Annotated in this window: 11 protein-coding genes; all 11 read left to right on the forward strand. The window is 51.3% G+C overall.

The window, feature by feature from the left end; translation table 11 throughout:
- Positions 1-104 precede the first annotated feature (104 nt).
- The 11 genes from NST07_RS08410 to NST07_RS08460 all read left to right on the forward strand — a co-directional run bounded on the left by NST07_RS08410 (position 105) and on the right by NST07_RS08460 (position 13743).
- Complete coding sequence (locus NST07_RS08410; RefSeq protein WP_341091068.1) at positions 105-1103, forward strand: LacI family DNA-binding transcriptional regulator; 999 nt, start codon at positions 105-107, stop codon at positions 1101-1103.
- A gap of 121 nt (positions 1104-1224) precedes the next feature.
- Positions 1225-2718: a sucrose-6-phosphate hydrolase gene (locus NST07_RS08415; protein ID WP_342481362.1), complete on the forward strand. Its 1494-nt coding sequence runs from the start codon at positions 1225-1227 to the stop codon at positions 2716-2718.
- 4 nt (positions 2719-2722) lie between these two features.
- A complete protein-coding gene (locus NST07_RS08420) occupies positions 2723-4744 on the forward strand; it encodes a sucrose-specific PTS transporter subunit IIBC (RefSeq protein WP_341091072.1) in 2022 nt (673 codons plus the stop codon).
- Positions 4745-4942: 198 nt separating this feature from the next.
- Positions 4943-6559 carry an ABC transporter substrate-binding protein gene (locus NST07_RS08425; protein WP_341091073.1) on the forward strand — a complete coding sequence of 539 codons (1617 nt, stop codon included), beginning with the start codon at positions 4943-4945 and terminating at the stop codon, positions 6557-6559.
- Complete coding sequence (locus NST07_RS08430) at positions 6556-7545, forward strand: ABC transporter permease (RefSeq protein WP_341091075.1); 990 nt, start codon at positions 6556-6558, stop codon at positions 7543-7545. Before NST07_RS08425 ends, NST07_RS08430 begins: the two co-directional genes overlap by 4 nt.
- 20 nt (positions 7546-7565) lie before the next feature.
- Positions 7566-8408 (forward strand): ABC transporter permease, encoded by an 843-nt coding sequence (locus NST07_RS08435; protein ID WP_341097593.1) that lies wholly within the window; start codon positions 7566-7568, stop codon positions 8406-8408.
- On the forward strand, positions 8405-9172 hold the full coding sequence (locus NST07_RS08440) for an ABC transporter ATP-binding protein (RefSeq protein WP_341091076.1): 768 nt from the start codon (positions 8405-8407) through the stop codon (positions 9170-9172). Before NST07_RS08435 ends, NST07_RS08440 begins: the two co-directional genes overlap by 4 nt.
- Positions 9163-9948: an ATP-binding cassette domain-containing protein gene (locus NST07_RS08445; RefSeq protein ID WP_341091078.1), complete on the forward strand. Its 786-nt coding sequence runs from the start codon at positions 9163-9165 to the stop codon at positions 9946-9948. Before NST07_RS08440 ends, NST07_RS08445 begins: the two co-directional genes overlap by 10 nt.
- Entirely contained in the window at positions 9932-11002 is a 1071-nt protein-coding gene (locus tag NST07_RS08450) for an aminotransferase class V-fold PLP-dependent enzyme (protein ID WP_342481363.1), read from the forward strand. Before NST07_RS08445 ends, NST07_RS08450 begins: the two co-directional genes overlap by 17 nt.
- Positions 10992-12152, forward strand: a complete 1161-nt coding sequence (locus tag NST07_RS08455) for an amidohydrolase family protein (RefSeq protein WP_341091080.1) — start codon at positions 10992-10994, stop codon at positions 12150-12152. Before NST07_RS08450 ends, NST07_RS08455 begins: the two co-directional genes overlap by 11 nt.
- 205 nt (positions 12153-12357) lie before the next feature.
- Positions 12358-13743 (forward strand): MATE family efflux transporter, encoded by a 1386-nt coding sequence (locus tag NST07_RS08460; protein WP_341097594.1) that lies wholly within the window; start codon positions 12358-12360, stop codon positions 13741-13743.
- The last annotated feature ends 114 nt before the right edge of the window (positions 13744-13857 follow it).

Here is a 13857-nt window from a genome sequence, read left to right on the forward strand (position 1 = left end):
TTTTTGAATGGGGCTTAGGCTGGGATTTGTTCTATTAAGCTGACTGGTATCCATGTGGTAAAATAGAGGGATATGAAAGAAAAATTCAGCTAGGAGCCCTGAGAATGAAAACTATCATTGATATCGCCCGGGCGGCGGGTGTGGCTAAAAGTACGGTCTCAAGATATTTGAACGGTGGTTCTGTCAGCGATGCGACGAGAGAGAAAATCGAACGCATCATCAAACAGAACCAGTATGTGCCCAACACATTCGCCCAAAGCCTGAAGGCAAAGCGGACCAGCATTATCGGCACAATTGTTCCGCGCCTCGACTCCTATGCAGTCTCACAGACCTTAATGGGCATAGACGATGAGTTGCGGGGACGCCAGTATCAGCTGCTCATTGCCAACACCAATCAGGACTTGGAGCGGGAAATTGAATTCATTTATGAGATGGCGAGGCAAAAAGTTTCCGGTCTGCTGCTGCTGGCGGCGCAAGTAACGGAGCGGCACCTGAAGGCCGTCCGGGACTGCAAAATTCCGGTTATACTGATCGGGCAGCAGCATGCAGACCTGCATAGCGTGATTCATGATGATGTAATGGCCGGTTATCTGATGGGCAAGCATATTCTTGAAAAAGGACATCGCCACATCGCTTATCTTGGGGTTACGGAGCAGGACATCGCGGTAGGTGTAAGGCGGAAGCAAGGCTTCCAAAGGGCTCTTCGCGAATACGGAAATTGCGATGCAAGGTTTTATACCTCCGGATTCAGAATGAACGAGGCTGTGACGGCGGCCGATTTGCTGTTTGAGGACAGGGTGCCTACAGTCATCGTGTGCGCGACCGACAATATTGCACTCGGTGTGATGAAAGCAGCCTCGCTCAGACATATACTGATTCCTTCCGGAGTGTCGGTGACGGGATTCGGCGATTACGAGGTCACTGAGATTGTTCATCCGGCGTTGACGACTATAAGATTTTATTACAGAGAAGCGGGGCAATTGGCTGCGGAGAACATCATAGCCTTGGTGAATGGAGAAGAGGTCGCCAAAGTCTCCGTCTCCGGCTGCGAAATTATTCAGCGAGAAAGCGTTGACAATTTGACTGAACTCAGCATACAATAACATTGGAACCGGTTCCGGACCTTTTTTCACAGCGATGCTGGAAAGAGGTTTTCTTTTTCAGCTTGTTGGAACCGGTTCCGTTGAAGAGAACTAGACCAAATAGATAGTGGAGAGTCCTATGATGAAAATGGATAGAAAACAGCTGTACCGTCTTATCGAAGAAGCGGAGCCGGGTGAACGGGAAGCGCTTGAGCGGCTGGTCGCACGCAGCCCATGGAGACAACAATTTCATATCCAGCCGGAAGTGGGGTTATTGAATGATCCTAACGGCTTCTCCTACTACGGAGGCGAATACCACTTGTTTTACCAGTGGTTTCCTTTGGGGACACAGCATGGCATGAAATATTGGTATCATACTTCTTCTTCCGATCTGGTGCACTGGAAGAACCTTGGCATCGGCATTGCTCCGGGCGGGCAATACGATTCACACGGGGTGTTCTCGGGCAGTGCAATTGAGAAGGATGGCAAGCTGTTCCTGATGTATACGGGGAATACCCGTACCGAGGACTGGATCAGACTGCCCTATCAGTGCCTGGCTGTAATGGAACGGGACGGAACGGTTATAAAGCTCGAGCGTCCGGTTATATTCGATGTGCCGCCTGGCTATACAGATCATTACCGCGATCCGAAAGTGTGGAAGGCAGCGGAGGGCTACTACTGTATCATTGGTGCACAGCGTACAGATCATACAGGCTGCGTGGTGCTGTACAGCTCGCCGGATTTGCACAATTGGCATTTTGAAGGGGAGCTTGGCACCCGGCTGATGAAGTTTGGATATATGTGGGAATGCCCCGATTACTTTGAACTGGATGGAGCAGGGGTGCTGCTGTTTTCCCCGCAAGGTCTTGCGCCGGAGGGCGACAAATTCCCGAATATCTATCAGTCAGGATATCTCACTGGCGATCCGTTGCGCTTGCCGGACAGGGATTTCCGCCATGGTGAATTTAGAGAGCTTGACTATGGCTTTGATTTTTATGCGCCACAGACAACCCAGGCACCCGACGGCAGACGTTTGCTGGTCGGATGGATGGGGCTGCCAGAGATTGATTATCCTACGGATCAGCATGGCTGGGCGCATTGTCTGACTTTGCCCCGCGAGCTGACCTTGGAGAACGGCCGTCTGATCCAGCGTCCGGCCAGAGAACTGGTCAAACGCCGGGGGCGGATGACAGAGGCCCACGCGGTAATACACAGCGGGGCAGCTGAGATGAAGGAGCTTGGGGGCACTGTCTATGAGCTGCTGGCCCAGATCCGGGAGGATGGAGCAGAACACTTCGGCATTGAGTTCCGTGTCGGCCCCAATGAGAGAACAGTCATCTATTACGATACCGCAGCGGGGAAAGTGGTACTGGACCGTTCCGAGTCAGGTCAAGCTCTGGCCCTGGAGTTCGGGACGGAGCGGAGCTGCATGGCCGGTCTTCGGAATCGCATGCTAACCCTGCAAATGTTTGTGGATACATCATCGGTTGAAGTGTTTATGAATGACGGAGAAACGGTATTTTCGGCGAGAATTTTTCCTGAACAGGTAAGCACAGGCATCCGCCTTTATGCCGAAGGCGGCAGCGCGGAGTTCCGGGTTGTCCAATGGGAGATTGAATACAACGGGGAGGAATAGCGTTATGAATGAAAATCAAATGATCGCCAAGCAGGTTGTGCAGGCTATAGGAGGAGAAGACAACATCATCTCCTTCGCGCACTGCGCTACCCGACTGCGTATTATGGTGCGGGACAAGGATAGCATTAACCAAGAGCAGGTCGAGGGCATCGACAAAGTCAAAGGGGCATTTTTTAACTCCGGACAGTATCAGATTATTTTCGGCACCGGCACCGTCAACCGTATTTTTGAGGAAGTAGAGAAGCTGGGCCTTCAGAGCACCTCCAAGGAAGATCTGAAAGACCAGGGCAAAAAGGCGGGGAATGTGTTCCAGCGGTCCATTCGCACTTTCGGGGACGTATTCGTTCCCATCATTCCGGTTCTGGTAGCCACTGGGTTGTTCATGGGGCTGCGCGGTTTGCTGACCCAGCCGCAGATTCTTTCTTTGTTCGGGCTCGTGCCCGAGGATATCTCAGCCAATTTTCTGCTGTTCACCCAAGTGCTCACGGATACCGCTTTTGCTTTCCTGCCTGCACTGGTAGCCTGGTCGGCCTTCCGGGTATTCGGCGGCAGTCCCATTCTAGGGATTGTGCTTGGGCTGATGCTTGTCAATCCGGCTTTGCCCAATGCCTATGCAGTTGCCGGAGGGACGGCGGAGCCGCTGATTATGTTCGGATTTATCCCGATTGTAGGTTATCAGGGGTCGGTACTGCCGGCATTTATTATGGGACTGATCGGGGCGAAGCTGGAAAAGGCATTACGTAAGCGTATTCCAGAAGCGCTTGATTTGATTTTGACGCCGTTCCTGACTCTGCTGCTCATGATCACGCTGGGCTTGTTCGCCATCGGCCCTCTGTTCCATTCCTTGGAGACGGGCGTACTGAATGCAACCACTTATGTGCTTGATTTGCCCTTGGGCATTGCAGGGCTATTGATCGGGGCGCTGCACCAGATTGTGGTCGTGACCGGCGTGCATCACATCTTTAATTTTCTGGAGATTCAGCTGGTGGAGCGCACGGGTGTCAACCCGTTTAATGCGATTATTACCTGCGCAATGGCTGCTCAGGGTGCCGCTTGTCTCGCTGTGGGACTGAAGACGAAGAACACCAAGCTGAAGGCGCTGGCATTGCCGTCCTCACTGTCCGCTCTGCTCGGTATTACCGAACCGGCGATCTTCGGGGTTAACCTCCGGTATATGAAACCTTTTGTAATGGGTCTCATCGGCGGCGCGGCGGGCGGTTTCCTGGCTTCGCTGTTCCAACTGGCCGGCAACGGCATGGCCATTACGGTGATTCCCGGAACCCTGCTGTATCTGAACGGCCAGCTTCCGATGTACATTTTGGTCAATCTGGTTGCGATGGCTGTAGCCTTCGTGCTTACCTGGCTGTTTGGCTATCGTGATGAGATGTCCGCAGGTCCGGCAGAGCAGACGGCAGGCTCCGGCGGAACAGTGTCAGCACCTCCTCGGTCTGAAGAGATGCGGCCTGAGAATACCACGGACGTGAATGTACGCACGGCCTCCCCGGTCTTTGCTCCGAATCTGGTTGAGGCGGCAGATGAGCCGGGAACCCTTACATTCCTGGTACCCCTTACAGGAACACTGGTGGCTCTGGATCAGGTGCCGGACCCCGGGTTTGCCGGCAAACAATTGGGAGATGGCATCGCCATTGAACCCAGCGAAGGCAAGGTCTACGCGCCGTTCGACGGTACCGTGGCCCATGTGATCAAGAAAAGCAAACATGCCGTCATTCTGGAGCATGCCAGTGGAGCGCAAGTGCTTATTCATGTAGGTATTGACACAGTCTCCCTGAAGGGAGAAGGCTTTGTGCTTCATGTGGAGACCGGTGAGCAGGTGAAGGCCGGGCAATTGCTGATTGAATTCGATCTTGACGTGATCCGCGCTGCCGGGCTGTCTACGGTCACTCCGGTTATCGTTCCGGGGGGGATTGACAACGTGCTTGAGGTGAACCCCGCTTCGCCAGGAACAGTAACCGCCGGCATCGACAAGGCCATGCAAGTGAAAGTTGCGCTCCAGGAAATTATATGATTCCGGAATGTTTGACTTAGGCACGTTATCGCAATATAGTAAACGGGACGAAGCAGCGGATTTCCGGCTTCGTCCCGTTTTGTTTTAATCGAGGCTAGCTTTCCGTAACCATGATATTTTGTTTGACAGAGAAGGGGGTTTACGCCATAATACAATCCATACTAAACATATATGATTTATAAGAGGGGAGAGTCAGACATGTCACAGCTTAAAGCATTTAGAAAGTCATTTTGGATAGGAACCGTAGCACTTCTATTATTAGTGGTGGTTGCAGGATGCTCTGATTCCAAGAATAATTCTGGGTCAAATAAGAACGCCCAGCAGAACACGAATCAAGGGGCAAACCAGAGCGCAACTCCGGAGGAGCCTGCGGCGGGAGGAACCTTCGTCTATGGACGGCCTGCTTCCGTAACCTCACTTGATTTGCATAATCAGATTACATCGAATAACGCCTTTGCCATTGATAAAGTATTCGAATCTTTGGTTGCTTTTGACAGCAAGGGTGAAATTGTGGACTGGCTCGCCAAGTCCCATAGCATCAGTGAAGACGGCTTGACGTATACGTTTGTATTGCGTGACGGCTTGAAGTTTTCGAACGGTACTGAAGTTACTGCAGAGGATGCAGCATTCTCCTTACAGCGGCATTTGAAGGTTGGCGGACCGCTGGCGATAGCGGCAAAGGTTGATACCACTGTAGCGAAGGATAATCAAACGTTTGTTATTACGCTTAAAGAGCCTTACACACCGTTCATCTCTGAGCTGTCCAACTTCTCCAACGGAATAATTCCGAACAATTTCGGCGGGGTATCCGAAGAAGAGTTTTTCAAGAAACCGGTAGGTACAGGACCTTTCGTTGTTGAACAGTGGGATGCTGCTGGCGATCTGACGTTCACGAAGAACCCGAACTATTGGCAAGAAGGAAAACCTTATATTGATAAGCTTGTTTACAAGCTGATTGAAGATGACAGCCAGGCCATTAACCAGCTGAAGGCCGGTGAAGTGAATGCTATTGAATCTTTGGCGTTGCAAAATGCCGATGAAATAAAAAAAGGCCCTGACACTACAGTAGTAACTAATGGCAGCTGGGTGACAGAGCAATTGTTCTTCAATACGCTGGACAAGAATTTCTCTGATGTGCATGTCCGTCGTGCGCTGGCTCTGGCACTGGATCGTGAAGGCTTGACTAAGGCACTTACCTTTGGATATGCACAGACTGCAAATTCATTGCTGCCGACAACCATTCCATATAATGCGAATGAGACAATCAAGGCACTGAACTTCGATCTCGATGCGGCTAAGGCGGAGCTTGCTAAATCTGCCTTCCCTAATGGATTCAATACAAAATTGCTTGTAGCCTCCGGCAACAGCACAAGAGCACAAGAGGCGCAAATTATCCAGGCAGCAGGTAAATCGATCGGGATTAACATTGAGATTGAATCCATTGAACTGGCCACTTTCCGTGAGCGTTTCTTCGCCTATGATTTTGCGGCAATGCTCAACAGCGGTCAAGCCGATTCTCCCGAAGCGAACTCAATTATCGCCTTCCAGACCGACCCGGAAGGCTTCAGTAAATCGTACTGGACCCATTACACAAATGATGAAGTGACCAAGCTGCTATATGAAGGGCAAAAAACGCCGGATGGCAAGGAACGTGAGGCAACCTACACCAAGCTGCTGCAAACTCTTGCTGATGAAGTTCCGTACATTCCTCTATATTATCCGGATATCCTGAAAGGCGTAGGATCTTCAGTGGATGGTCTCATAGTTTTACCTAACGGCAGCGTTCGATTTGAAGAAGTCCGTATCGGTAAATGATGAAGAGTAGCACGCCGTTAAGCCAATCGTCAGGAAGGAATACATCTTACAGCTGGCTTGTGACCGCTCTATTAAGAGCTTTGGCAGTGATCCTCTTTGTAGTGACCGCAGTCTTTTTCATCATCAGAATTGTGCCGGGAGATCCCGCAAAAATGATTCTGGGAGAATACAGCACACCTGAGGCCCTCGAGAGTATGCATCATACTCTCGGGCTGGATCTCCCTTTATGGGAACAATTCATCCGGTTTGTGAAGACGCTGTTCACACATGGTGATACCGGAAATTCTATAATTACCGGAACCTCTACAAGAGTGCTGATTGCCGAGCGGGCTCCCATTACTTTGCTGCTCATTGTGATGGCCTGTATCTTGGCAGTCATCATTGCCCTTCTGCTTGCTACGGTTGCAGCCACACACAAGGATAAGCTGCCGGATCATTTGATCCGTATTTTTCCTACAATAACTCTGGGTATGCCAATCTTTTGGGTTGGCATGCTTTTGATTCTGCTGTTTAGTGTCCGGCTTCATTGGTTTCCCGTTGGGGGTGTAGGCGAAGGGTGGTTAGGAACCTTGTACAGTCTTACACTTCCGGCGATTACCGTCGCCTTTTCGCAGATTCCTACGCTGGTACGTTCGTTAAGGGCACAGATGCTTGAAATATTGGAATCCGATTTTGTAGTCACCCTGAAGGCGGCGGGATTGCCAAGCAGGGTGATCCTGTTTAAGCATGTGCTGCGCAACTCGGCGCTTCCGACGCTAATGCTGCTTGGCGTTAATATTTCTTATCTGATCGGCGGTACGCTGGTCGTTGAACAGGTGTTTGGCATCAAGGGAATTGGCAGCCTGCTGTTCACTTCAATTTCGAATCGGGATTTCCCGGTCATTCAAGGAATAGCGCTTTACTGTGCGATATCTGTTGTGATCATCAGCCTCCTGATTGAAGTCATTTCGTGGTGGCTCGATCCCAGAACGAAAGGAAAACAATGAAACGTATAATAACAGAACCTATGTTGCTTGAGGACGCCAGGAAGACAAACGTTCTCCATCGAATAAGGCATACGCCTTCCCTTCTGGTGGGGAGCATTATGTTTGCAGTGCTTATTATCTTAGCTGTATTCATACCGTTTCTAAGTCCTTATGACCCTTCAGCGCAAGATTTGAGCGCTTTTTTGCAGCCTCCGTCTGCCGGACATTGGCTGGGGACGGATCAATTGGGACGCGATTTGTTTACGAGGCTGATCTATGCGGCGCGAACCGATTTGAGCATCATGGTTCTGGCGGAAATTGTTCCATTCTGCACCGGTGTATTTTTGGGAATGGTTGCAGGGTATTACGGCAAATGGGCCGATAAGGTCATTACGCTGCTCACAGATACGTTTATCGCTTTTCCTTTTTATCTGATCGTGATTATCGTGGCTTTTGCCAGCGGAGCAGGTGAGCGGGGCATTTATATCACCTTTATGCTTGTAGGCTGGATTGTGTTTGCCCGTGTAGTCAGAGGTATTAGCGCATCGTTTCGCGAGCAGGAATGGGTGGCGTCCGCTCAGACGTTAGGGCTGCCTGGAGTAAAAATTATCCTTCGTCATCTCCTGCCCAATGTACTGCCTCAAGCGGTTGTAGTCCTTATGACGGATATGGTCGGACTTCTGGTGGCCATTGTTACACTCGGTTATCTTGGCATCGGCATTGCACCGCCAACCCCGGATTGGGGAACCATGATTTCGGATGGACAATCCTTTATAACTACAGCCTGGTGGCTCTCGGCGGTTCCGGGATTCGCAGTGGTGTATACGGGAATTGCGTTGTCTCTTGTGGGAGATGGGTTGGCAGACTTATGGAGGAAAAAATGATTTCAACAAGTCCGGTTTTGGAAATAGAAGCCTTATCGCTGGGAACCAAGTCCAATGCTAAATTAGTAAGCAATGTAAGCTTCTCACTGGGCAAAGGGGAGAGTCTGGGATTAGTAGGCGAATCGGGTTCCGGAAAATCGCTGACACTGCGTTCGATTCTGGGATTGCTTCCACGGGGTGTTGAACAGACAGGCGGAGTCATTAAGAGTGACGTAAGCAGCGCTATGGTATTTCAAGACCCGAGAGGGGCGCTGGACCCGCTCTGTCCGGTCGTTAAGCAGCTTGCGGAAGTCGTATATTATAGGCAAAAATTAAGCCGGAAGGCTTCACGCAGCGTGGCTGTGGAACTGCTCGAAATGCTTGGCCTGCCCGATTCTTTAAAGAGGGCGGACCGTTATCCGAGCCAGCTTTCGGGGGGGCAGTGCCAACGGGTAGTCATCGCCATTGCACTGGCATGCAAGCCGGGTATTCTTCTCTGCGATGAGCCGACAACGGCGCTGGATGTTACCGTTCAGCGGCAAATCATTGAAACGATCACCCGCCTGCAGAATGAGCTGGGCTTTGCTATGGTATTTGTTACGCATAATCTTGCGATTGCAGCCGCCCTGTGCTCCAAGCTGTGTGTGATGAAAGAGGGGCGGATTGTTGAGCAGGGAGATACCCTCAGTGTTTTGCAGAACCCGCAAAATCCTTATACCCAAATGCTGATTAACTCGGTGCTTCCTCTGCCGGAGCTTGAAGGGAGCGGACAACCATGGAGCTAGCCCTGCAAGTGAAAAATCTGGCGGTTCATTACGGCGGATTTACTGCGCTCGATCATATCCATCTGAATCTGCAGCAGCATACTACCCTTGGCCTTGTAGGAGAGTCCGGCTCGGGCAAATCCACGCTGGCGCGGGTCATTGCCGGGTTGATCACCCCGGATGAGGGACAGATTCTGCTGGGGGCACAAGAATTAACCAGTAAGAGAAGCCGGGAGCAGCGCAAGCGAATCCAGATGATCTTCCAAAATCCGGACGCTTCGCTGAATCCCAAGCATTCCATCAGGCAGATTCTATCTGAAGCACTTCTGTTTCATAAAATTGTCGGCCGCACGGAGGTCGAGCAGCGGTGTAAAGAGCTGTTGAGCCGTGTTCAGCTGGAAGCCAAGGCATTGGACCGGTATCCTCACGAATTCTCCGGCGGTCAGCGCCAGCGGATCGCGATTGCCCGCGCATTAAGCGTTGAGCCGAGTCTTCTGATTGCGGATGAACCGACCAGCGCCTTGGATGTATCTGTACAGCGGAGTGTGCTCGAACTGTTTAACACGCTCAAAGATGAGCTTAATCTTACCATGCTGTTCATCTCCCATGACTTGGGAGTTATCCATGCAATCAGCGATACGGTAGCGGTCATGCGGCAGGGAAAGCTGGTTGAGATCAGTCCCAAGGATCAATTCTTTGCCCGCCCTGAAACGGAATACAGCCGTGAGCTCTTGTCCGCCGTTCCGAAAATGCCGAAGTCGATCACATCAGGAGGTTTATATGAGCCGAGAACATAAAGGATTTATACCGCTGTCATTATCTGAGTTTGACACACTTACAAGTTTGCTCTCCCGGCTTTTGTCTACCGGTCATCCCCCGGTCATCATTCCCGGAGAGGCAATTCTGGGAATCGAGGCGGTAGCGGCGGGGATATCTGCGCCTGACCGTACGATTCTAAATATAGTGACAGGTCCCTATGGGAGTTTGTTTGGACAATGGCTTGAACGCGGCGGGGCAACGGTTGTTGAAGTAAAGGTCCCCTTTGATGAAGTAGTTACTGTTCAGGAAGTCGCTGCGGCGATTGAACGGTTTAAACCGTGTGCACTTTCCTTTGTTCAGGCAGAAGTGGTGACAGGCGGATCGAATCCGGCCAAAGAAATAATTAAGCTTGCACGCGCCGCTAACCTTGTTACGGTGACAGACTCCGTTTCAGCGGTCGGGGGAGAAGCCCTCCCGGTGGATGAATGGGGCGTTGATTTTGCAGCTATAGGCGCGCAGAAAGCTTTGGCCGGGCCTAACGGCGTCAGCGCCGTAAGCATCTCACCGCGCGGCTGGGAATTCCTCGAATCTAATAGCAATGCTCCGCGCAATTCCATTCTGTCCTTACTGGATCTTAAACCCTCACAGAAGGGGACAACACCGTTACGTGTTCCTCCCAACATTCCAACGCTGGAGGCAAGAGCTTTGATCTCGGCATTGACAGCCATTGAGGAAGAAGGCTTGGAACAGGTCATCAAGCGCCATGAATCGGCTGCGGCCTCGGCCATTGCCGGTATCAAGGCCTTGGGTCTGGAGCCTTGGCAGAAGGATAGCCAACACTATTCTACACTGACTACGACGGTGCGGATTTCCGGGGAACCGGGCTTGCGTATTAATCAGCCTATCGGTATCGTAGCTCCCGGTGACGGAGAGCTATCCGGCCAGCTTCTGCGGATTAATCATTTCGGAACGAATGCTTCCCGTCAAAGCGTGGAAGAAGCCATTACGACGCTCGCCGGGCTGCTGAATCAGGGCACTGATCCAGCGCTCAAGGCAATCCGCCTAACTTGGGGGAATGAACATGATCAATAAACATCCTGAGGCGTTAGTCTTCAATCATATTTTTATAGCAGGCATCGAAGGAAAACGTTTTGATATTAACATTAAGGATGGCCGGTTCTCCTCTATAGCTGAAACGGAGCCGCCGAAGGATCGGCCCGCTCATTCAGGCCAAGATTTATGGATCGGTCCGGGGGTTATTGATCTTCATACGCATCTGGCTTGGACGGACTTTGACCATGAGGATCAATTGAAACGCGGCAGCCATGAGCTCGAAGTCATGCAGGCTGCGGCCTTCGAAGCCACTTTGCGGACCGGTGTAACAACGGCGCGTGATGCGGGCGGGATTCTGCCGAGCACCGTACGGCACCTCGTTCAGCACTATCAGCAGCCGCTAAGGGTGCAAACCAGCAGCGCTATGCTTGGAGCGGCGGATACCCGCGGACTTAAGTTTTTGGAGGGGCGGCTGGCCGGGATTTTTGATACAGGAGCAGGCTGGATTAAGATTATGGCAACAGGCGGCCTTGGTGCACCTACTGAAAAAGTGCTGGAGCCGATTTTTTCAGAGGAAGAATTCTCTTTCATTGTCCGCCATGCGCATACTCATCATAAAAAAGTCCTGGTTCATACCTGGGGCGGGGTAACGGTAGACTGGTCTATCGCTGCAGGTGTGGAATCCATAGAGCACGGGATGTTTCTGACCGGAGATCAGGCCGGAAGACTTGCTGAGTCCGGAACAGCTTTTGTGCCAACGACCTCAATTTATAGCATTGCTGCAGATCCGAAAGGCGTTCTGGCGCTGAACCCGGTCATTTGTGACCGGGCCGCCCGCGCTGCCGAAGCCCACTCCAAAGCCATTGGTTATGCCAAGAGGGAGGGGGTCCGCATAGGGTTCGGTACGGATTATGCTACGCCTGCACTTCACGGGTACAACCTTCAAGAACTGGATACGCTGATGGATTACGGCATGACCCGGGCGGAAGTGTGGCAGGCTGCCACACTAACTGCTGCTGAGATTCTGGGAAGCGGTAATGAGCTGGGGCGGATTTCCAGCGGATATCTTGCAGATGCTATTATTTTCAATGCTGATCCGTACCAGGCATCTAATGCAGAAGAACTGCGGAAGAGCATCGTTTCCGTCATTACCGGTGCAGAGGAATCTGAGCTGATTCAGGCTCAGTAACATTTGTGCAAGATCATAAATAATTAACCCGTTGGCATAAGCCTGCGGGTTATTTTTGTGCGTGCTGGGGAAAACATTAAAGACTTAAGATGGCATTTATAGTAAACTGAATGTAAAGTGCCCATAATTCAATGGGTATATTTTGTCGAAAAGCTCTTCGAATGAAGAGTTTTTTCAATTATATAGAAAATGATGTGATATGTTTATGCAGCTTCGCGCTAGTCTTCCGAAGAAAAAATTGCTGGAGAAATATCTTTCCGGCGAAGGTATGGATTATCGGCAAATTATAGCTTTATTTATTCCTATCCTGATTGACCAGGCCTTCATCATTGGGCTTAATCTGGTAAATACCGCAATGATCAGCTCGTCCGGGATGGCGGCGGTCAGTGCGGTGAATATGGTGGATTCGCTCAATATTTTTCTGATCAATGTGTTTGTTGCGGTTGCAACCGGGGGGACGGTAGTAGTCGCGCAGTATAAAGGCAGCGGAAATGACAAGATGGTGTCTCAGGCTACGGCCGGTTCGGTCACCTCGGTGTCGCTGATCGCCTTGGGAATCGGGCTTCTGATGATGGGCTTACATACTCCCATTTTGAACCTTCTGTTCGGAACCGCCTCGCCCGACGTGCTGGACAATGCCCGGATCTATCTCATCGGCAGCAGTATCTCTTATCTGGGCATCGCGGTGGTGCAGGCGGTATGCGGAGCTCTGCGGGGAGTGGGCAGGACACGGGCTTCTCTGATGCTGTCGCTCATCATGAACCTGCTGTATGTTATTCTGAACGTAGTCTTCATTAATCTGTTGCACATGGGCGTGCTGGGGATGACGCTTGCGGTAAATATCGCACGGTACACGGGGATGGTCTGTGCCTTGGTGTATCTGTTCAAGGTGGATACAGCCCTGCGTGTGCGTATTCGCGACCTGTTCCATATTCCGTTGACCATGCTGCGGAAAATCATGTTCATCGGCGTGCCGTTCGCAGCGGAGCAGATGTTCTTCAACGGGGGCAAACTGCTGACCCAGGTATTTATTGTCAGCCTTGGCACTTATGCCATTGCGACCAATGCGATCGCCGGCTCGCTGGCCATGGTGTTTCAAATCCCGGCCAGTGCGCTCTCACTGACCATTGTAACGGTAGTCGGCCAATGTATCGGGCGGGGGAATGTCGCCGATGCCAGAAAGTTCATCAAGTCCTTCCTTTGGATCGGGTCCGCTTCATTGGCATTGATCGCCTTGATCCTGATGCCGCTGTTCCACCCGCTGGTGTCGATCTTTTCTCCGCCTCCCGAGATCATTGACGATCTGTTTGTAGTGCTGCTGGTGAATTCCATTGCCCAGGTTCCGCTGTGGGCCGTTAGCTTTATTTTGCCGTCTGCGCTGCGGGCAGCGGGAGATTCCCGCTTCACCTCAATTACTTCGATGTTGACGATGTGGCTGTTTCGGGTGGTATTTGGCTATATCCTCGGGATCGTGCTGGGCTATGGCGTCATGGGAGTCTGGCTGGCGATGAACTGTGAGTGGGCCGTTCGCGGGAGTGTTTTTCTATGGCGCTTCCGGGGCAAGAAGTGGTTTGCGCATAAGCTGATTTAGATAAAGCCGAAAAGGCTGCCGGGAAATTTCCGACAGCCTTTTTAAATTTATACCCAGAATTTATATGCTTCACACTATAAATTATCCTTCTATTTCTCGCTGAAACGGATACCG

The sequence above is a fragment of the Paenibacillus sp. FSL L8-0340 genome, assembly GCF_038593145.1.
In the GTDB taxonomy this organism is placed as follows: Bacteria; Bacillota; Bacilli; order Paenibacillales; family Paenibacillaceae; genus Paenibacillus_AQ.